20 protein-coding genes are annotated in these 19,643 nt (G+C 71.2%); 11 read left to right on the forward strand and 9 right to left on the reverse strand.

The genetic code is table 11. From position 1 onward, the window contains the following. The first annotated feature begins 5 nt into the window (after positions 1-5). From AC07CM_RS32185 to AC07CM_RS32195, 3 genes are all read left to right on the forward strand, one after another. The gene (locus tag AC07CM_RS32185; RefSeq protein ID WP_478879996.1) at positions 6-779 is read left to right on the forward strand and encodes an ABC transporter permease; all 774 of its coding nucleotides are present in this window, start codon (positions 6-8) and stop codon (positions 777-779) included. A gap of 131 nt (positions 780-910) precedes the next feature. Beyond that, a complete protein-coding gene (locus AC07CM_RS32190) occupies positions 911-2,161 on the forward strand; it encodes an ABC transporter ATP-binding protein (RefSeq protein WP_478879997.1) in 1,251 nt (416 codons plus the stop codon). Next, positions 2,158-3,033, forward strand: coding sequence for an ABC transporter permease (locus AC07CM_RS32195; RefSeq protein ID WP_478879998.1), 876 nt, complete (start codon positions 2,158-2,160; stop codon positions 3,031-3,033). The genes AC07CM_RS32190 and AC07CM_RS32195 overlap by 4 nt, the downstream gene beginning before the upstream one ends. Before the next feature lie 5 nt (positions 3,034-3,038). On the opposite strand, the gene AC07CM_RS32200 is transcribed toward AC07CM_RS32195, so the two are convergent. Continuing rightward, on the reverse strand, positions 3,039-3,371 hold the full coding sequence (locus AC07CM_RS32200; protein WP_478879999.1) for an ATP/GTP-binding protein: 333 nt from the start codon (positions 3,369-3,371) through the stop codon (positions 3,039-3,041). A gap of 220 nt (positions 3,372-3,591) precedes the next feature. Between AC07CM_RS32200 and AC07CM_RS32205 the strand changes: the two genes are divergently transcribed. Further along, positions 3,592-4,620 carry an LLM class flavin-dependent oxidoreductase gene (locus tag AC07CM_RS32205; protein WP_478880000.1) on the forward strand — a complete coding sequence of 343 codons (1,029 nt, stop codon included), beginning with the start codon at positions 3,592-3,594 and terminating at the stop codon, positions 4,618-4,620. A 138-nt stretch (positions 4,621-4,758) separates the two neighbouring features. On the opposite strand, the gene AC07CM_RS32210 is transcribed toward AC07CM_RS32205, so the two are convergent. After that, positions 4,759-5,151 (reverse strand): SCO5389 family protein, encoded by a 393-nt coding sequence (locus AC07CM_RS32210; RefSeq protein ID WP_030656147.1) that lies wholly within the window; start codon positions 5,149-5,151, stop codon positions 4,759-4,761. 298 nt (positions 5,152-5,449) lie between these two features. On the opposite strand from AC07CM_RS32210, the gene nucS reads away from it, so the two are divergent. Continuing rightward, on the forward strand, positions 5,450-6,121 hold the full coding sequence (gene nucS, locus AC07CM_RS32215) for an endonuclease NucS (RefSeq protein ID WP_478880001.1): 672 nt from the start codon (positions 5,450-5,452) through the stop codon (positions 6,119-6,121). Positions 6,122-6,467: 346 nt separating this feature from the next. Here the strand turns inward: nucS and AC07CM_RS32220 are convergent, their stop codons facing one another. The 4 genes from AC07CM_RS32220 to AC07CM_RS32235 form a co-directional block, all read right to left on the reverse strand. After that, the gene (locus AC07CM_RS32220; protein WP_478880002.1) at positions 6,468-8,909 is read right to left on the reverse strand and encodes an ATP-binding protein; all 2,442 of its coding nucleotides are present in this window, start codon (positions 8,907-8,909) and stop codon (positions 6,468-6,470) included. 268 nt (positions 8,910-9,177) lie between these two features. Beyond that, positions 9,178-9,501, reverse strand: coding sequence for an STAS domain-containing protein (locus AC07CM_RS32225; protein ID WP_478880003.1), 324 nt, complete (start codon positions 9,499-9,501; stop codon positions 9,178-9,180). Between the two features lie 164 nt (positions 9,502-9,665). Beyond that, positions 9,666-10,514 carry a 3-hydroxyacyl-CoA dehydrogenase family protein gene (locus AC07CM_RS32230; RefSeq protein ID WP_478880004.1) on the reverse strand — a complete coding sequence of 283 codons (849 nt, stop codon included), beginning with the start codon at positions 10,512-10,514 and terminating at the stop codon, positions 9,666-9,668. Between the two features lie 298 nt (positions 10,515-10,812). Continuing rightward, positions 10,813-11,454 (reverse strand): TetR/AcrR family transcriptional regulator, encoded by a 642-nt coding sequence (locus AC07CM_RS32235; RefSeq protein ID WP_478880005.1) that lies wholly within the window; start codon positions 11,452-11,454, stop codon positions 10,813-10,815. A gap of 79 nt (positions 11,455-11,533) precedes the next feature. On the opposite strand from AC07CM_RS32235, the gene AC07CM_RS32240 reads away from it, so the two are divergent. Genes AC07CM_RS32240 through AC07CM_RS32250 form a run of 3 tightly spaced genes read left to right on the forward strand, consistent with a single transcriptional unit; the run spans position 11,534 to position 13,668 of the window. Continuing rightward, positions 11,534-12,319 carry an ABC transporter ATP-binding protein gene (locus AC07CM_RS32240; RefSeq protein ID WP_478880006.1) on the forward strand — a complete coding sequence of 262 codons (786 nt, stop codon included), beginning with the start codon at positions 11,534-11,536 and terminating at the stop codon, positions 12,317-12,319. A gap of 10 nt (positions 12,320-12,329) precedes the next feature. Then, a complete protein-coding gene (locus tag AC07CM_RS32245; RefSeq protein ID WP_478880007.1) occupies positions 12,330-13,079 on the forward strand; it encodes an ABC transporter permease in 750 nt (249 codons plus the stop codon). A gap of 13 nt (positions 13,080-13,092) precedes the next feature. Then, positions 13,093-13,668 carry a cob(I)yrinic acid a,c-diamide adenosyltransferase gene (locus AC07CM_RS32250; RefSeq protein WP_478880008.1) on the forward strand — a complete coding sequence of 192 codons (576 nt, stop codon included), beginning with the start codon at positions 13,093-13,095 and terminating at the stop codon, positions 13,666-13,668. A gap of 426 nt (positions 13,669-14,094) precedes the next feature. Here AC07CM_RS32250 and AC07CM_RS32255 read toward each other — a convergent pair whose 3' ends face one another. Then, entirely contained in the window at positions 14,095-14,628 is a 534-nt protein-coding gene (locus AC07CM_RS32255; RefSeq protein ID WP_478880009.1) for a hypothetical protein, read from the reverse strand. A 151-nt stretch (positions 14,629-14,779) separates the two neighbouring features. On the opposite strand from AC07CM_RS32255, the gene AC07CM_RS32260 reads away from it, so the two are divergent. The 3 genes from AC07CM_RS32260 to AC07CM_RS32270 all read left to right on the forward strand — a co-directional run bounded on the left by AC07CM_RS32260 (position 14,780) and on the right by AC07CM_RS32270 (position 18,539). After that, entirely contained in the window at positions 14,780-15,952 is a 1,173-nt protein-coding gene (locus AC07CM_RS32260) for a sensor histidine kinase (protein ID WP_478880010.1), read from the forward strand. Next, positions 15,949-16,593, forward strand: coding sequence for a response regulator (locus AC07CM_RS32265; protein ID WP_478880011.1), 645 nt, complete (start codon positions 15,949-15,951; stop codon positions 16,591-16,593). Before AC07CM_RS32260 ends, AC07CM_RS32265 begins: the two co-directional genes overlap by 4 nt. Before the next feature lie 122 nt (positions 16,594-16,715). Beyond that, positions 16,716-18,539: a glycosyl hydrolase family 18 protein gene (locus AC07CM_RS32270; protein WP_478880012.1), complete on the forward strand. Its 1,824-nt coding sequence runs from the start codon at positions 16,716-16,718 to the stop codon at positions 18,537-18,539. 89 nt (positions 18,540-18,628) lie between these two features. Here the strand turns inward: AC07CM_RS32270 and AC07CM_RS32275 are convergent, their stop codons facing one another. Together AC07CM_RS32275 and AC07CM_RS32280 are read right to left on the reverse strand one after the other, a co-directional pair. Next, a complete protein-coding gene (locus tag AC07CM_RS32275; RefSeq protein WP_478880013.1) occupies positions 18,629-19,075 on the reverse strand; it encodes a DUF2550 domain-containing protein in 447 nt (148 codons plus the stop codon). A 152-nt stretch (positions 19,076-19,227) separates the two neighbouring features. Then, positions 19,228-19,605 carry a F0F1 ATP synthase subunit epsilon gene (locus AC07CM_RS32280; protein WP_355984806.1) on the reverse strand — a complete coding sequence of 126 codons (378 nt, stop codon included), beginning with the start codon at positions 19,603-19,605 and terminating at the stop codon, positions 19,228-19,230. Positions 19,606-19,643: the final 38 nt, after the last annotated feature.

Consider the following 19,643-nt stretch of genomic DNA (forward strand, 5'->3'; position numbering starts at 1 on the left):
GAGCCATGGCGGCCGTCCAGGTGATCCGGTCCGAGTGGACCAAGATCCGGTCCGTCGCGTCCACGGTGTGGACGCTGTCGCTGGCCGTGGTGGTCACGCTCGCGCTCGGCATGCTCATCTCCGCGCTGTCCAGGAGCCAGTTCGACAACATGCCCGTGACGGAGCGGCTCTCCTTCGACCCGACGGTCGTCAGCTTCGCCGGCATGACCCTGGGCCAGCTCGCCATGATCGTGTTCGGGGTGCTCGTCGTCTCCAACGAGTACAGCACCGGCATGATCCGCGTCTCGCTGGCGGCCGTGCCGCGGCGCGGCACCTTCCTGTTCAGCAAGATCGCGGTGGCCGGCGCGCTCGCCCTGGCGGTCGGCATGGTCACCGGCTTCGCCGCCTTCTTCCTCGGGCAGGCGATGCTCGGCCCCCTCGGCACCCGGCTCGGCGAACCCGGCGTGCTGCGCGCGGTCATCGGCGGCGGCCTCTACATGGCCCTCATCGCGGTGTTCTCCATGGGCGTCGCCGCGATGCTGCGCTCGCCGATGCTCTCGCTCGGCATCCTGATGCCGTTCTTCTTCCTGATCTCCAACATCCTCGGCAACGTCGACGCCACGAAGAAGGTCGGCCGCTTCCTGCCCGACCAGGCCGGCAGCCGGATCATGCAGGTGGTGCCGACGGTCGGCGACGACACGCCCTACGGCCCCTGGGGCGGGCTCGGCATCATGGTGCTGTGGGTGGTCGCGGCGGTCGCGGGCGGCTACCTCCTGCTCAGACGGCGGGACGCCCAGTGAGCCTTGTGCACACGCTCGGTGATGCTCTGGCTTTGCATTCTCTTGAGCGGAACCGTCAGCGCCCGGATATCCTCCTAACCCTTACGGGGGCGTGTGCCCCGCTGTCCTGAACCTTTCGATGGGTGCGGAGCATGATCGAGGCTGTAGGCCTGACCAAGCGCTACGGCGACAAGACCGCCGTGTACAACCTTTCCTTCCAGGTGCGGCCGGGGGCCGTGACCGGCTTCCTCGGGCCGAACGGCTCTGGCAAGTCGACGACCATGCGGATGATCCTCGGGCTGGACAACCCGACGTCCGGCACGGTGACCATCGGCGGCTACCCGTACCGCAAGCTGCCCAACGCCCCCCGCCAGGTAGGCGCGCTGCTCGACGCCAAGGCCGTGCACGGCGGCCGGGCCGCGCGCAACCACCTCCTCAGCCTCGCCCAGCTGTCGGGCATCCCGGCCCGCCGGGTGGACGAGGTGCTCGGGGTCGTCGGCCTGCAGGAGGTGGCGAAGAAACGATCCAAGGGCTTCTCGCTCGGCATGGGCCAGCGGCTCGGCATCGCCGCCGCCCTGCTCGGCGACCCCCAGGTGCTGCTCTTCGACGAGCCGGTCAACGGCCTCGACCCCGAGGGCATCCTCTGGGTCCGCAACCTGATGAAGGCCCTCGCTGCCGAGGGCCGTACGGTCTTCGTCTCCTCGCACCTGATGAGCGAGATGGCGCTGACCGCCGACCACCTCATCGTGATCGGGCGCGGACAGCTGCTCGCCGACATGAGCGTGAAGGACTTCATCTCGACCAACTCGGCCGACTTCGCGCGCGTGCGCACCCCCGACACCGAGCCCCAGCTGCGCGAGAAGCTCTCCTCCGCGCTCGCCGAGGCGGGCGGCCACGTCCTGCCGGAGCAGGACGGCGCGCTGCGCGTGACCGGCCTGCCGCTGCCCCGCATCAGCGACCTCGCGCACGAGGCGGGCGTCCGGTTGTGGGAACTGTCGCCGCACCAGGCCTCGCTGGAGGAGGCGTACATGCGGATGACGCAGGGCGCCGTCGACTACCGCTCGACCATCGACCAGAAGGCGGGCCTGCAGCAGCCGCTGCCGCCCGGCGCCCAGCCGCCCATGCCGGTGCCCGGCCAGGGCCAGCCGGGCTGGTACGCCCCGCCGCCGCCCCAGCAGGGCGGCCGGCCGTTCGAGATGCCGGCGCCTCCCTCGGGGCCGTACGGCGGCGCCCCGGCGGGCGCGTACGGCGCTCCCGGCGCGGGAGCCCCCAACCCGTACGCAGCACCGGCCGCCCAGGCGCAGCCGCCGGTGGCCGCTCCCCCGGCCCCGGCCGCAGAACCGTCCCAGCCCGCTCCCACGGCCCCCGCCGCCGACCAGACCCAGCCCGAGGACGCCCGATGAGCACCCACCAGCCCCCGATGCCGCAGGCACCGGCAGCCGCGCCCGACTGGCAGGCGGCGCCCGGCGGCCCGTACCCCGGCTACAGCTCGCCCATCCCGATCGTGCGCACCCACCTCGGGCACGCGCTCGCCTCGGAGTGGACGAAGATCAAGTCGGTGCGTTCGACGATGTGGACGCTCGGCGTGTTCATCCTGCTCGTGGTCGGCATCGGCCTGATGGCCGGTGTCGCGGTCCGGGGCTCCGGCGACATGGGCGGCCAGAGCCCGCTGACCCTCGGCTTCTTCGGCCTGCTGATCGGCATGATGTGCATCATCACGCTCGGCGTGCTCACCACGGCGTCCGAGTACGGCACGGGCATGATCCGTACGACGATGACCGCGTGCCCGAGCCGGGGCCGGGTGCTGGCCGCCAAGTCGATCGTGTTCTTCGTCCTCGCCTTCGTGGTGACGCTGGCCACCGTCTCGTTCGTGGCGATGCTGCAGTCGTCCATGCTGGACGGCAACGGCGCGCGCACCCCGTCCAGCGGGGAATGGCTGAAGGCCACGGTCGGCATCAGCCTCTACATCGCGCTGCTCGGGCTGCTCTCGCTGCTGGTCGGCTCGATCATCCGGCACTCGGCGGGCGCCATCACGATCATGATCGGCGCGGTGCTGGCCCCGCTGGTGATCGCCCTCTTCATGAACGCCCAGTCGCTGGAGAAGGTGCAGCGGGCGCTGCTGGAGTACTCGATCCCGAGCCAGATGGGCGTCTTCTACGACAACACCCTGAGCCAGTCGGGACCGACGGGCTGGGACCCGCTGTGGATCATCCTGGGCGTGACGGCTGCCGCGTACGCGGGCGCCTACGCGCTGCTGCAGAGCCGGGACGTCTAAGAGGCTCAGAACTTAGGCGCGTTGCGGGACCGCTGCACCCTGGTGGTGCGGCGGTCCTTCGCGTTCCAGCACGCCTTGTGCCAGTGGCGGCGGTCGTCGACGCCCGCGTGCTCCGGCCAGGCCACCACGTGCGGGACACCGGAGGAGATCATCTGGTCGCAGCCCGGGCACCGGTAGGTCTTGCCCTCCGCGCTCGCCCCGGCGACATGGCGCACGCTCCACTCCTCGCCCTGCCAGCTCTCGGTGGACTGCCAGCCGCCGTACCGGCCGGCCCGGTCGTCCTCGGCGCTCCGGCCGGACGATCCGGCTGCCTTCGGTCGGTTGCGACGCGGGGACACGGGACACCTCTCGGGGCTATACAGGAAGCACGGCTGCATCCAGCCTACGCGGCCCCCAGAGGGGTACGCAGAGGGCACCAACCCGTACAAGTCCCCCTCCGGGGCGGCCCATTCTGCAGACAATCCGCAAATCTCCCCGCCAGGCCGTGTCCTCGGCACGTGTCAGACGGTTATGCCGGGTGGGGGAGCTCCGGTCGGAGCCAAGGAAGCAGGAAATGCGATGCACGTAGGAAGTTTTGTGCTGGCGGCCCAGTTCCCGGGCCAGGGCCAGGGCGAGGCCCTGTACCGGGCGGTCCGCTCGGCGGAAGTCACCGAGGAGGCCGGCCTGGACGCGGTGTGGCTGGCAGAGCACCACTTCGTCCCGTACGGCACCTGTCCGTCCGCGGTCACGCTGGCCGCCCTGCTGCTCGGCCGCACCCGGCGCATCCGGGTCGGTACGGCGGTCAGCGTACTGCCCACCGCGCACCCGGTCGCCCTCGGCGAACAGGCCGCGCTGCTGCACCTGACGAGCGGCGGGCGGTTCACGCTGGGCGTCGGGCGCGGCGGACCGTGGGTGGACCTGGAGGTCTTCGGCGCGGGCCTGGACGCGTACGAGCACGGGTTCCCGGAATCACTCGATCTGCTGGTGCGCTGGCTGCGCGAACCGTCGGTGTCCGCCTCGGGTGAACGATTCTCCTTCCGTGAGGTCCCGGTCGTGCCCCGCCCCTCGGAGGCACTGACGGAGACACCCGGACCCGAGGTCGTCGTCGCCTGCACCTCGCCGGCGAGCGTACGGCTGGCCGCCGAGCGCGGGCTGCCGATGCTGCTCGGGATGCACATCGGGGACGAGGAAAAGGCCGAGATCGTCACCCTCTGGCGGCAGTTCGCGCGGGCCGCGGGCCGGCCGGCCGACGAGATCGTGGGTGCGGCGCATGTCTCGGCCGGCGTCTGCCAGATCGCGGACCGGCGCACCGACGCCGCGGAGACGCTGCTGAAGGCGATGCCCGGCTGGCTCAAGCAGGGCCTGGACGCCCACGTCACGGTCGACGGCCGGGCACGCTCCATGCGCGACCCGCTCGCCTACACCGAACTGCTCTGCGGGCTGCACCCGGTGGGCACCCCGAGGCTCGCCGCCGACCGGCTCGCGGCCACCTCGGAGCGCACCGGCATCTCCCGCTTCGCCCTGCTCGTCGAGGGCTCGGGCGATCTCGCTGCGACGGAGGAGAACCTGCGGCGGCTCGGCACCGAGGTGCTGCCCCAACTGCGCTGACCCGCCGCGGACTCCCTTGCGGCACGGGGGGCTTCGGCGCTGCCGCAGGGGGGCTTGCCGCCCCAGTACTGAATGCACCTCCCGCGGGTGGAGCGGCAAGCAAGCGGCTCACTGCGTCGGCAGCCCGGGAACCGCGCGTCAGCAGTCCCGAAGCTCCGGCGACTGGTTCAGCAACTGGCTGCGTACCGAGGTGAAGCGGGCCAGCGTCTCGTCGACCGAGGCGTCCAGCGGGAACACCGCCACCCGGTGGCAGTTCTGGAAGGCCAGCCGCACCCCGAAGTGCCGCTGCAGCGCGCCGCGTATGGCGTCACTCGCGAGCGCGCGCAGCAGCTGACCGCGCGCCTGCTCGTCCGGCGGGGGCGTCTGGTTGTCGGCGAAGGGACCGCCGTCGACCTTCAGCTGGGCCACCAGGGAGCTGATCATCTCCCACGCATAGGGCAGGGAGGTCCGGACGCAGTCGACGAATGCTGCTTCGTCGACCTCGCCTCGCTCGGCCTGTTCGAGTAGGGCCGGTGAGACGTCGAGCGACATGGGTTCTCCTCTCGCACCCCCGGCGAGCAGGGGTTGCCGGACAGATAAGGAAGTTCGCGATTTCGAACACGCTCAGTACACGCGTCGCGACCTCCCGTTCCCTACGGTAGGCAACGGTCGGTGACCACACCAGCAGATTGCGTATATGGAACGGTCCCTTTGCGCGCACAATCGGCCAGGGATGAACAAGAGTTTCCAGGATGAAAGGGGTGGCCCAGCGGGGCGGCACTGACGGCGGAGGTGGCCGGGAGGAGGGCGAATCGCGTGCACCCGCGTGTGTCGAGTAGCGTTGCCGACCATGCGTCTCGTCATTGCCCGATGCTCGGTCGACTACGCCGGCCGGCTCACCGCCCACCTGCCCTCGGCGCCCCGCCTGATCCTGGTCAAGGCGGACGGCAGCGTCTCCATCCACGCGGACGACCGGGCCTACAAGCCCCTCAACTGGATGTCGCCGCCCTGCACTCTGAAGGAGGGCACGGGCGAGGACGAGGGCGTCTGGACCGTCGTCAACAAGGCGGGCGAGAAACTGATCATCACGATGGAGGAGATCCTCCACGACTCCTCGCACGAACTGGGCGTGGATCCGGGTCTGATCAAGGACGGCGTGGAGGCGCACCTGCAGGAGCTGCTCGCCGACCGCATCGAGACGCTGGGCGACGGCTACACCCTGATCCGCCGCGAGTACATGACCGCGATCGGCCCGGTGGACATCCTGTGCCGGGACGCGGACGGGCAGACGGTCGCGGTCGAGATCAAGCGGCGCGGCGAGATCGACGGCGTCGAGCAACTCACCCGCTACCTGGAACTGTTGAACCGCGACCCGCACCTCTCCCCGGTCCGCGGCGTCTTCGCCGCCCAGGAGATCAAGCCCCAGGCCCGCGTCCTCGCCACGGACCGCGGCATCAACTGCCAGATCCTGGACTACGACGCCCTCCGCGGCATCGAGGACGACAAGCTGCGACTGTTCTGAACAGACGCTCCCCGCTCCGCCGGTCCGGCCGCCTCGTTCCGCCGCGCCCGGCCCGCAACCACACTCCCGCGGACCTGCCGTGCCGAACCGGGCTCAGCCGGATCCGGCACCGGCGCCGACCGCCGCACCGGCTGATCGCCCTGGCGGCGGAGAAATGCCCCACCAGGCGCTCCGCCGGTCCGGCCGCCTCGTTCCGCCGCGGCGGCGCGCAACCACGATCCCGCGCGCCGGCGGTGCCGAACCGGGGTGGGCGGTTCGGCACCGGTGCCGACCGCCGCACGGGCTGATCGCCGTGGCAGCGGATGGGTGCGCCGCCAGGCGCTCCGCCGGTCCGGCCTCCCGCCCGCTACATCACCGCGCCGAAGCCGCCGGTGTCCGGTGCGCCCGCCGAGCTGCTCGACGCGGCCGGTCCGCTCGCCGACGTGGACGTCGCCGGGGACGACGACGGGCTGGTGGACGGAGACACCGAGACCGACGGGTCGGGACTGGGCGAAGGACTGCTCGGCGGACTCGACGGAGTCTTCGTCGGAGTCGGTGAACTCGGCTTCTTCGTCGTCCTGGACGGCTTCGGAGTGGCGCCCCCGCCGCCCGACCCCTTCGTGCCGGTCGGCTTGGCCGAAGGCTTCGTCGCCGGCGGTGTCGGATCGTCCGAAGTGCCGTACGTGCCGTCGGGGCCCGGGTCGGTCGGGCTGCTGCTGGGCGCACCCGTGCTTTCGCTGTCGCCGGTGTCCTGCTTCGGGTCGGCGCCCAGGCTGCCGTCGTCCAGGCCCTGACTCGCCGACGGGTTGACGTCGACCTTGCCGGCCGGGTTCCGGTCCGCGTTGTCGTTGGACGTCATCCCAAGGGTCACGACCGTGCCGAGCACCACGGCGAGCAGAGCGCCGGAGCCGGCCGCCACCATGTTGCGGCGGGCCAGACGGCGGATGCCGCCCGCCGACTTGCCCGCCGGGGGCTGGTGCGTGACCAGGGTCTCGCCGGTGGAGCCGTAGGGCAGGTAGGCCGGCACGCCGCCGGGAGGCGACGCGGACTCCTCGTGCCGTGCGTCCGGCACCTCCTCGCCCGCCATCGCCATCGACCCGGGCGCCTCGCCCGACAGGTCGGCGACCAGCGCCAGGGCGCGCCGGCCGGCCACCGTGCCCCGCTTGTCGGCGAGCGCCCCGCGCAGACCGCCCGAGGCCTCCAGCTCGGCCCGGGCCCGGTCGAGCCGTCCGCCACAGAGCGCGAGAATCCCCAACTCATGGTGGAAGTAGGCCTGTTCGGGGACCTCGCCGGACAGCGTGGAGGCCTCGGAGCCGGACCGCAGCGTGCGCTCCCAGGCGCTCCAGTGCAGCCCCGCGGCGAAGGCGGGCGAGGCCGTACGGGCGAGCCGTACCGCGACGCTCTCCTCACCCTCGGCGGGCGGCACCGTGGACGGCACCACCGCGGCGAGCGCGGCGAGGACCGCGTCGGCCTCGGCGCACACCCGCTCGGGCGTCACCGAAGGGTGCCCGGCCCACCAGGCGTAGTGCTCGGCCGCGGCGAGGGCCCGGGCGGGAGCGTCGGCGTCGTAGTCGGCCGCCTCCAGCTGCGCCAGCACACCGGCCGCAAGACGGTAGCGGGAACCGACCGGGGAGACCAGTCCACAGCCCGCGAGTTCACCGAGCGCCGCGTCCGCGTGGGTGTCGCCGACCAGCGCGGGCAGATGCGCCTGGTGCGGCACCTCACCGCCGAGGGCGACGGCGAAGCGGAGGGCGGCACGGGCGGAGGCGCTGAGCCGGGAGGCGAGCAGCGGAGCGGGCGCGGCCGCCTCGCCGAGGGAGGGCAGGGGCACCCGGTCGCCCTCGCCGGCCTCCAGCACCGCGTCGACGGGGGACCGTACGTCCTCGAAGACGCCGTACTCGTCCACCGCGCCGGTGCTGGCCCGCAGCTGCTCGCGCTGCCGCAGCAGGGCACCGGCCTGGACGAACCGCAGGGGCAGCCCCTCGGACTCGAACCACAGGTCACCGGCCCAGTTGGCCTCCTCCTCGGTGAGGACGCGGCCGACGGCACGCTCCAGGATCTCCACACCGGCCGCGCGGTCGAGGCCGCTGAGGAAGACGTCCTCGACCTCGGATTCGGCGGAGGGCGCGGGGACGTCCGGGGTGGCACCGAGCAGGAAGGCGCACTCGGGGGTGGCGTCGAGCAGCTCGTCGAGCGCGGCGCCGCCGAACTCCAGGTCGTCCACGACGACGACCGCGCCGATCTCGCCGACCAGTTCGAGCAGTTGCTCCCGTTCCGGCCGGTGCCGCGGAGCGTCGTACACGGCGTGGAAGAGGTCGTTCAGCAGGTCGGTGGCCGTGCGGTGGAAGCCGGTCAGCCGGACGACGCCGTCGGGGGCGAGGTCCAGGCAGTCCTCGGCGACCAGGTCGAGCAGGGCGGTACGGCCGGAGCCGCCGGGGCCCGTGAGGCGCACGGAACGGCCGCGGGCCAGCAGGCGCACCAGACTTTCGCGCTCGTCCTGGCGTTCCAGGAGGGCGAGTACGGGCTGCGCCGGGCCCGGCGGAACGGGAGGCCGGGCGGCGCGCTCCGTCTCGGTGCGCTCGGCGGCGCCGCGCTTGCGGGGCCGGCCGGGCCGCTCATGGGGTGGGCAGGGTTCTATCTCGCTGCCGTCGACGGGGTTGACGGTCAGCAGGAAGTCGCCGGAGACGAGCTGCACCGTGCGGGCGAGCGCGGGTGCGCTCTGACCGAAGTCGGAGGTGAGGGATTCCCGGGGCGGGCGGCGGCTGTGCGCCTGGCCGTGCTCCTCGGGTCCCGGAGTGATCGGGTCCATAGGCTCCTGCCCCCCAAAAGCGTCGTGTGCACTCAATACCGGCCCCTCCCGGCCTGTTGCACACCGCGCTGTCGCTTCTGGTCCGGTCCCGCTCGAGGGTTCATGAGGCAGCGGGCGACCGAACCCTAAACCCTCGCACAGTATCTACGACAGGGTGGGGTGGCGCGCGGCCCGAGACGTCACAGTCCGGTGAGGATTGCCCTCGACGTGCGGTTCGACGTCTGCGTCCGTGTCTCCCCCGTCGCCCGGTTCACACCCGATCGTCGCCTTACACCCGAGGCACGGACTCCACGGCGATGCCGCCCTCGATGGCGAGGATGCGGTGCAGCCGGGTGGCCACCAGCAGGCGTTGCATCTGCTGCGGGACACCACGCAGCACGAGGCGGCGGCCGCAACGGCCGGCCCGCCGGTGGGCACCCATGATCACCCCGAGTCCGGTGGCGTCCCAGGAGTCCAGTTCGGACAGGTCGAGCACCAGGTCGCCGACTCCGTCGTCGACGGCCGAGTGCAGGGCCGTACGGGCGTCCGCCGCGCTGCGGACGTCGAGGCGGCCCCCGACGACCAGCTCGGCGTGGTCGCCCCTGATGTACATATGCGCTCCCCGTTGAGTGCGGTGTGGCGTACTCCGTGACGGTGCTCATGTTGTGCAACGTCTGACTGCCTGAGCGGCAGAGTGGTTGCTGTTTGTAAGCGAACCGATACCGAATTCACCCCCAGGAGTGAAACTCCTGGGGCGTGTGTCCGGTCGTGTACGGGTCAGTACTTGTAGAAGCCCTGCCCGCTCTTACGCCCGATGTCACCGGCGTCCACCATCCGGCGCATCAGCTCCGGCGGGGCGAACTTCTCGTCCTGCGACTCGGTGTAGATGTTGCCGGTGGCGTGCAGCAGGATGTCCACGCCGGTCAGGTCCGCGGTGGCCAGCGGGCCCATGGCGTGACCGAAGCCCAGCTTGCAGGCGAGGTCGATGTCCTCGGCGGTCGCGACGCCGGACTCGTAGAGCTTGGTCGCCTCGACGACGAGGGCGGAGATGAGCCGGGTGGTGACGAACCCGGCGACATCCCGGTTGACGACGATGCAGGTCTTGCCGACGGACTCGGCGAACTCCCGCGCGGTGGCGAGGGTTTCGTCGCTGGTCTTGTAGCCGCGCACGAGCTCGACGAGCTGCATCATCGGCACCGGCGAGAAGAAGTGCACACCGACGACCCGCTCGGGGCGGTCGGTGGCCGCCGCGATCTTGGTGATCGGGATGGCGGAGGTGTTGGAGGCGAGCACGGCGTCCTCGCGCACGAGCTTGTCGAGCGCGCGGAAGATCTCGTGCTTGACCTCCAGCTTCTCGAAGACGGCCTCCACGACGATGTCGGCGTCGGCGGCGGCGTCCAGGTCGGTGGTCGCGGTGATACGGGCCAGGGAGGCTTCGGCGTCCTGCGCCTCCATCCTCCCCTTGCTCACGAACTTGTCGTACGAGGCCTTGATGCCGTCGGTGCCACGCTTCAGCGCCTCGTCGGTGACGTCACGCAGAACGACGTCCCAGCCCGCCTGCGCGGCGACCTGGGCAATGCCGGACCCCATGAGACCGGCCCCGATGACGGCGAGCTTCCGTGCCACTCCGACTCCCTGAACACTGTTGACGTCTGCCTCTTCGGCGGACCATAGCGCTCGTGTGCCCTCTTGAGGACGGTAAGTAATGCGTGTCACTGTCTCAGCGCGTGAGACACCGGTCACGTCCCAATTGCATGCCCGCGGGCCAGTGTTCGCCAGTTCGAAGGCGTGCCGTCCCTCGTCCCGCGCAACGAAGCCCCTTCCCCTCGGGAGACGGTACGAGAGGGGAACGGACGAGCGATGACGGTGCGGCGCCGCTCCGCCGATTTCGCGGGCGGGCCTGCCGAGCCGCGGTCACCCCCCCCTAGACCGCGCCCCGGACGGCGTAGTTGAGGACCTCTTCGCTCAACAGGTCCTCGATGTCGTCCAGGAGGACCAGTACCTCTCGTGACACTTCGCGCGGTTCGCGCCCCTTGACCATCTCGCGGGAGATGACCGCCATGACCGAACTGTGCGCCCAGGAGATCTGACCTGCCATCAGGCCGGGCAGTTCGTCTTCGGCGGCGGCCCCCGCCTCCTCGCGCAGCACGCCCTCCAGGTTGGCCTGCACATCCTGGGCGATGGCCCACAGCCGGGAGCGCAGGGCGGGTGCCTCCTCGACGACCCGCATGAAGCTCGCGTAACCGGGGATCAGGCCGAGCCGGGGCGAGACCGCCTCGACCTCCTCGCGCAGCTCGCGCAGGACCGCGGCGGCGGCGGACTCACCGTCGTGACGGCCGCGCACCCAGCGCGCGAGCCGGTCGACCATGCCGGCGGAGCGGTCGAAGAAGAGGTCCTCCTTGGCGGGGAAGTAGTTGTAGACGGTGTTCACGGAGACGTTGGCGGCGTCGGCGATCTCCGCGACCGTGACCGCGTCGAACCCGCGCTCGATGAACAGCCCCGTGGCGACATCCGAGATGTACTGCCTGGTCTGCCGTTTCTTTCGCTCCCTGAGCCCCTCAGCCATGTCCGCATCCTAACTTCGCTGGTGCCGGTGAAAACTTGGGCTCATTGCAAATTTTCAGCGACTCTGTTTTTCTGGGGGCATGGCAGCAGTCATCAGCGCGGCCGGCCTGGCCCGCACCTTCCAGACGAAGTCCGGTCCCGTGGAAGCCGTACGGTGCGTCGACCTCGCCGTCCGCGAGGGCGAGATCCTCGGCTTCCTCGGCCCCAACGGCGCCGGCAAGACGACCACCCTGCGGATGCTCACCACCCTGCTCAGGCCCACCGGCGGCGCGGCGACCATCGCCGGGCACGATCTGGCGAACGATCCTGCCGCGGTGCGCCGGGTCTGCGGGTACGTCGCCCAGTCCGGTGGCGTCGACCCGCAGATCACCGTGGCTGAGGAACTGGTCACCCAGGGCCGTATGTACCGCCTGTCCAAGGCCGAGGCGGTCGAGCGCGCCGCGGAACTCGCCCGGGACCTGGACCTGACCGGTCTGCTCGACCGGAGGACGGCCGCACTCTCCGGCGGCCAGCGCCGGCGCCTGGACATCGCGATGGCGCTCACCCACCGCCCGAAGGTGCTGTTCCTGGACGAGCCGACGACCGGCCTCGACCCCGGCAGCCGCGCCGACCTGTGGGACCTGGTCCGCCGGCTGCGCGACGAGCACGGCACGACCGTCTTCCTGACCACCCACTACCTGGACGAGGCCGACGCCCTCGCCGACCGGCTGGTGATCGTCGACCGTGGTGTCGTCGTGGCCGAGGGCACGCCGAGCGCGCTCAAGCTGGAGCACGGCGGCTCGGTCGACGCCACCCTCCAGGACACCTTCCTCGCCGTCACCGGCCGCGGCCCCGCCACGGCCGACCCCGCCCCCGTAGCCGTATAGGACGACACAGATGCTCGTACACGACACGGCCCTGGTCTACGGCCGCTATCTCCGCCAGTCCCTGCGCTCCCGCTTCGCCCTGCTCTTCGGGGTGCTGACGCCGCTGCTCTATCTCGTATTCTTCGGCCCGCTGCTCACGGATCTGCCGCTGGGCGGGCGGGGCAGCTCCTGGCAGGTGCTGGTGCCCGGACTGCTGCTCCAACTCGGCCTCTTCGGCGCGTTGTTCGCGGGCTTCACGATCATCATGGAGAACGCCCAGGGGGTAGTGGAGCGGATGCGCGTGACCCCGGTCAGCCGTCTCGCCCTCCTCCTCGGCCGGGTGCTGCGGGACGCCACGGTGTTCGTCCTGCAGGCGGTGCTGCTGGTGCTCGCGGCGGTGGCGATGGGGCTGCGCGCACCGCTGCCGGGCATCCTCATCGGCTTCGCGTTCGTCGCCCTGCTCACGCTGTCGCTGGCCTCGCTGTCGTACGCGCTGGGCATGAAGGTCCGCACCCCGCAGGAGTTCGGGCCGCTCATCAACGCGCTGTCCATGCCGTCGATGCTGCTGTCCGGCCTGATGCTGCCGATGACGCTGGCGCCCACCTGGCTGGACGTGCTGTCGCACTTCGTCCCGTTCCGCTATCTGGTGGACGCGGTGCGCGCCGCGTACGTCGGCCAGTACACGAGTACGCCGATGCTGTACGGCGTTCTCGTGGCCCTCGGCTTCGCGGGAGTGTCCGTGACAGTCGGCACACGCGTGTTCCGGACGGCCGGAGCGTAACTAGGCTGGCCGTATGGTCAATCTGACGCGCATCTACACCAGGACCGGCGACCAGGGCACCACCGCCCTCGGCGACATGAGCCGGGTCGCCAAGACCGACCTCAGGATCTCGGCGTACGCCGACGCCAACGAGGCCAACGCGGTGATCGGCACCGCCATCGCGCTGGGCGGTCTGGACGAAGAGGTCGTCACGGTCCTCACCCGCGTCCAGAACGACCTGTTCGACGTGGGCGCGGACCTGTCGACGCCGGTGGTGGAGAACCCACAGTTCCCGCCGCTGCGGGTGGAGCAGTTCTACGTCGACCGGCTGGAGGCGGACTGCGACCGCTTCAACGAGCGGCTGGAGAAGCTGCGCTCCTTCATCCTGCCCGGCGGCACGCCCGGCGCGGCCCTGCTGCACCAGGCGTGCACGGTGGTCCGCCGGGCCGAGCGCTCCACCTGGGCGGCCCTGGAGACCCACGGCGACCACATGAACCCCCTCACCGCGACGTACCTCAACCGCCTCTCCGACCTCCTGTTCATCCTCGCGAGGACGGCGAACAAGAAGACCGGGGACGTGCTGTGGGTACCGGGCGGCGAACGCGGCTGAAGCAGCCGGCCCTGCGGGTACCGAGCAGCGAACCCGGGTGAAGCAGCCGGCCCTGCGGGTACCGGGCGGCGAACCCGGGTGAAGCAGCCGGCCCTGCGGGTACCGGGCGGCGAACCCGGGTGAAGCAGCCGGCCCTGCGGGTGCCAGGCAGCGAACCCGGGTGAGACGCCCCTGCCCGGGCGGGACCCGGCGTCGCACCCGGAGAACGCGGCGTCCTGGCCGGCACCGCGAACGCCGGCGGAGTCCTTCGGGAGCCGGGCGGCAAACGCGAGTGAGTCGCCCTCCGCGGCCGGGGGTCCGGGGGTCGCCCCCGGAGGATGCAGCATCCTCGCGAGGACGGCGAACAAGAACACCGGGGACGTGCCGCGGGTACCGGGCGGCGAACGCGGCAGAGGCAGCCGGCCCTGCGGGTGCCTGAGCGGAGCGTCAGCTGCGGCGCTTGGGGAACAGGGTGTAGCTCGCGGCGATGATCACGTTGATGGCGATCACCCACAGCATGCGTTGCTGCCACGCCCGCAGCGAGCCGGTCCCGCCGTCGGCGCCGACGTACCACACCGCGCCCTGCAGCAGGGCCGTGGCGACGAGCGCGGCGAGGATCCAGCGGCCCGCGACCTTCCATTCGTGGACGGCGCGGGCCGTGCCGTACTTCGGGGGTCTCACGGGCGGCGGGCCGCCGGCGAAGCGGTGGGCGACTCGGGCGTCCGCCCACTTGATCGTGGAGTGACCGAGGCCGACGGTGAAGCCGATGTAGACCGCGGCGAGCCCGTGCCGCCAGTCGGGTTCCGCGCCGTTCCTGAGGTCGACGGCGGTGACCGCGAACAGCACCACTTCCAGCAGCGGCTCGCACAGCAGCAGCGCGAGGCCCGTTCGGGGCATGCGCCACAGGTAGCGGAAGGCCAGCCCGGCGGCCAGCAGCACCCAGAAGGCCACCTCACAGGCGACGATCAACCCGACGGTCACGGTTCGCTCCTTTCGGTCACGGCTCCAGCCTCGCCGTCGTGCGCACCGCTTTCGTCGTCGCCGCAGACGAACTCGCCGTAATCGAAAGTCGCAGTCCGGGACCCTTCCCAGGGCCCAGGCGCACTGGCGGTGAGCCGTGTTGGATGGGGTCATGGCCCTCGCAATCCCCCGCCCGCACCGCGACGACCTGCGCATCGCCGTGGGCGGGCTGCTCGGCGGGGTGCTGCTGTGGGCGCTCGGCATCCACGCGCGCGTGGGTGCCGACACCCTGGTACTGTGGCACGCCCCATGGGCTCCGCTGGTGCCGATGGCGGTGACCGCCGCCTGTGAACCGCTGCGCCGCATCCGGCCGCGCACCGCTCTGCTGGTCGGCACCGCCGCGCTGACCCTGGACACGGTGACCATGGGCAGCATCGTCACCGTCGTGATGTACACCGACCTGGTCTACGCGGCCGTCCTGTACGGCAGCCCCGGCTCCGCCCGCCGCATCCCCTGGATCACCGGGATGCTGACGGTCCTCGGCGGCGTCGTACCGGCGGCCCTGTGGCGGGATCCGCACGCCCTGCTGATCGGGGTCGCCGTCGGGGTGGTCGCCTTCGCGCCGGCCACCACCGGATGGGTGGTGCGCGACCACCGCGACGCGGCCGAGGCGGCCCGGCTGCGTGCCGAACAGACCGCGCTGCTGGCCGAGATGGACCGCACGCAGGCGGTCGCCGCGGAACGGGCGCGGGTCGCCCGGGAGTTGCACGACATGGTCGCCAACCACCTGTCCGCGATCGCCATCCACTCCACGGCCGCGCTCTCCCTGGACGACGCGAGGACCTCCAGGGAGGCCCTCGGTGTCATCCGGCAGAACAGCGTCGAGGGGCTGGCCGAGATGCGGCGGTTGATCGGGATCCTGCGGGACGGCTCCGGCGACCGCGAGCCCGCCGCGTCCCCCACCCTGGACGGCATCGGTGCCCTGGTCGAGGGCGCCCGCGCCAACGGCCTGGACGTCACTGTGGACGCCGGCCACGACAGCGTGCCGGCCCCGGTCGAGCTGGCGGCCTACCGGATCGTGCAGGAGTCGCTGACCAACGCCCTGAAGCATGCGGCGCGGGGGCGTGTCCACATCGCCCTGCGTCAGGAGAACGGCACCCTGCACGTGCGGGTGACCAGTCCCTACCGGCCCGGCGACGCTCCCCGCGCCCCCGGCTCCGGCTCCGGTCTCGCCGGGATGCGGGAGCGGGCCGCCCTGCTCGGGGGTCGGTTCGAGGCCGGTCCGCGCGGCTCCCTCTGGACGGTACGGGCCGCCTTTCCGCTCACCGAAGGAGACCCCGCATGATCCGCGTCCTCGTCGCTGAGGACCAGTCCGCCGTACGCGCCGGACTGGTCCTGATTCTCCGCAGTGCGCCCGACATCGACGTGGTGGGCGAGGCGCCGGACGGCGAGCGGGCGGTGGCGCTGGCCCGGACCCTGCGGCCGGATCTGGTCCTGATGGACGTCCAGATGCCCCGGCTCGACGGGGTGTCCGCGACCCGTCAGATCGTGGCCGAGCGGCTCGCGGACGTCCTCGTGCTGACCACCTTCGACCTGGACGAGTACGTGTTCGGCGCGCTGCGGGCGGGGGCGGCCGGGTTTCTGCTGAAGAACACCGAGGCCCGGGATCTGCTGGAGGCGGTGCGTACGGTGGCGCGCGGCGAGGGGGTCGTCGCCCCGGCCGTCACCCGGCGGCTGATCGCCGAGTTCGCGGCGCGGCCGGTGCGCGAGCCGGCGGCCGACCCGGCCGTGCTGGACGGTCTCACCCGGCGCGAGCGCGAGGTGCTGTCGTGCATCGGCGAGGGGCTGTCCAACGCCGAGATCGGCGAACGGCTGCGGATGGCGGAGGGCACGGTCAAGACACACGTCAGCCGACTACTGGCGAAGCTGGAGCTGCGCAGCCGCGTTCAAGCGGCCGTGCTCGCGCAGGAGTTGGGGATCAAGTAGGCCACGAGGGCAAGTGGTCCAGACCTATTGACCTGTGGTCCAGACCTTTCTATTCTCGCGGCACCGTGGGCGTGAAGGCTCAGTCATGCCCCTGACACCCCCGATGAAGAGGGAGGCGCAGCATGCGCTTCAGACACAGAGCCGCGGCAGGGTTCGCGACCCTGTTGCTTCCCCTGGCCGGCCTGGTCGGTCTCGCGAGCCCCGCCCAGGCCGCGGCCGACGCGACGGCGAGCTTCACCAAGACCAGCGACTGGGGCACCGGCTTCGGCGGCCAGTGGACCGTGAAGAACACCGGTACCAGCGCCATCAGTTCCTGGACCGTCGAGTGGGACTTCCCCTCCGGTACGTCCGTCACCTCCGCGTGGGACGCGGACGTCACGAACTCCGGCACCCACTGGACCGCCAAGAACAAGTCCTACAACGGCAGCATCGCCCCCGGCGCCTCCGTCTCCTTCGGCTTCAACGGCGCGGGTCCCGGCTCCCCGTCGAACTGCAAGCTCAACGGCGACAGTTGTGACGGTACGACGACGCCGGGTGACGCGGCGCCCTCCGCACCCGGCACCCCGACCGCCTCCGGCATCACCGACACCTCGGTGAAACTCTCCTGGAGCGCGGCCACGGACGACAAGGGCGTCAAGAACTACGACGTGCTGCGCGACGGCAAGGTCGTCGGCACCGTGACGACGACCTCGTACACGGACTCCGGCCTCACCGCCGGCACCGACTACTCCTACACCGTGCAGGCCCGGGACACCGCCGACCAGACCGGGCCGGTCAGCGGCGCGGTCGCGGTCCACACCACCGGCGGCGGCACCACTCCCCCGCCCACCGGCGACAAGGTCAAGCTCGGCTACTTCACCGAGTGGGGCATCTACGGCCGGAACTACAACGTCAAGAACCTGGTGACGTCCGGCTCCGCCTCGAAGATCACCCACATCAACTACGCCTTCGGCAACGTCACCAACGGCCAGTGCGCCATCGGCGACTCCTACGCCGACTACGACAAGGCGTTCACCGCCGACCAGTCGGTGAGCGGCGTGGCCGACACCTGGGACCAGCCGCTGCGCGGCAACTTCAACCAGCTGCGCGAGTTGAAGGCCAAGTACCCGAACATCAAGGTGATCTGGTCCTTCGGCGGCTGGACCTGGTCCGGCGGCTTCGGGCAGGCGGCGGCCAACCCGACCGCCTTCGCCCAGTCCTGCTACAACCTGGTCGAGGACCCGCGCTGGGCCGACGTCTTCGACGGCATCGACATCGACTGGGAGTACCCGAACGCCTGCGGTCTGTCCTGCGACACCAGCGGGGCGGCGGCCTTCAAGAACGTGATGTCCGCGCTGCGCGCCAAGTTCGGCTCCAAGGCCCTCGTCACGGCGGCGGTCACCGCCGACGGCTCCTCCGGCGGCAAGATCGAGGCCGCGGACTACGCGGGCGCCGCCGCCTCCGTCGACTGGTACAACGTGATGACGTACGACTTCTTCGGGGCCTGGGACGCCCAGGGCCCGACGGCTCCGCACTCCCCGCTCACCTCGTACAGCGGCATCCCGAAGGCGGGCTTCACCACCGCCGACGCGATGGCCAAGTACAAGGCGATCGGCGTCCCCGCGAGCAAGCTGCTCATCGGCATCGGCTTCTACGGCCGCGGCTGGACCGGCGTCACCCAGGACGCCCCGGGCGGCACCGCGACGGGCCCGGCGGCGGGCACCTACGAGCAGGGCATCGAGGACTACAAGGTCCTGAAGTCGTCCTGCCCGGCCACCGGCACCGTCGCGGGCACGGCGTACGCGCACTGCGGCAGCAACTGGTGGTCGTACGACACCCCCTCCACCATCGCCGGCAAGATGGCATGGGCCAAGAACCAGGGCCTGGGCGGTGCGTTCTTCTGGGAGTTCAGCGGTGACACCAGCAACGGCGAGCTGGTGAGCGCCATCAACAGCGGACTGTCGTAGGACGGTTCGAAGAGGCAACAAGCCTCAAGCGACGTTGACGCTCCCCCAGACTTCGTCCGGGGGGACCCCCACCCAGCGAGTGAATGTGGCTACGCCACATTCACTCGCTGTCCGGGCGGGGCTGCTTCCAGCCACGCGAGGAATCCGGTCAGCGCGTCTTCGCTCATCGCGAGTTCGAGGCGCGTGCCCCGGTGGGTACAGGCGAGGACCACCGCGTCGGAGAGCAGCGCCAGCTCCTCCTCGCCCTCGGGCAGCCGGCGTCCGGCCACCTCGATCGCGGCACGCTCCAGCGTGCGGCGGGGGCGGGGGGCGTAGGAGAAGACCCGGTACCACTCGATGCGGTCGCCGTTGTAGCGGGCGACCCCGTAGCTCCAGCCCTTGCCGCCGGCGTCCGGTTTCTCGGGGACGTCCCAGCGCAGGGAACAGTCGAAGGTGCCGCCGGAACGCTGGATCAGTCTGCGGCGCAGCCCGAACAGGAACAGTCCCACCACCACGAGCGCGATCACGATCCCGCACACAGTCAGAGCGAGGACCATCGGCACCGACCTCCTCGTCTCCCAGGTAGTGGAACTAGGCTCGAACTAGGTAATGGAACGGAAAAGACACCCACATCTGCCTCAGCCGCGGTCGGCACCGGATTGCTCCGGGCCGACCGCGGCTGAGTGACGTCATCACACGGGGCGGTGGATCAACGGGCCGCCGTCGCGGCCCGCAGACGGACGTCCGCGCGGCGCTCGGCCTCCGCGTCGTCCTCCGCCTTCGCGCGCTCGAGCTCGCGCTCCGTGCGCTGGACATCGATCTCGTCCGACAACTCGGCGACCTCTGCCAGCAGGGACAGCTTGTTGTCCGCGAACGAGATGAAACCGCCGTGCACCGCGGCGACGACCGTTCCACCTTCACTCGTACGGATGGTCACCGGGCCCGACTCCAGCACACCGAGCAGCGGCTGGTGACCGGGCATGACGCCGATGTCGCCGGACGTGGTGCGCGCGACGACCAGGGTGGCCTCGCCGGACCAGACCTGGCGGTCGGCGGCGACCAGCTCGACGTGCAGCTCAGCAGCCAAGGGTGGCTCCTCGGGTCACCACCCGGCGGTAGTGCCGG

Source organism: Streptomyces sp. NPDC044061 (assembly GCF_056434305.1).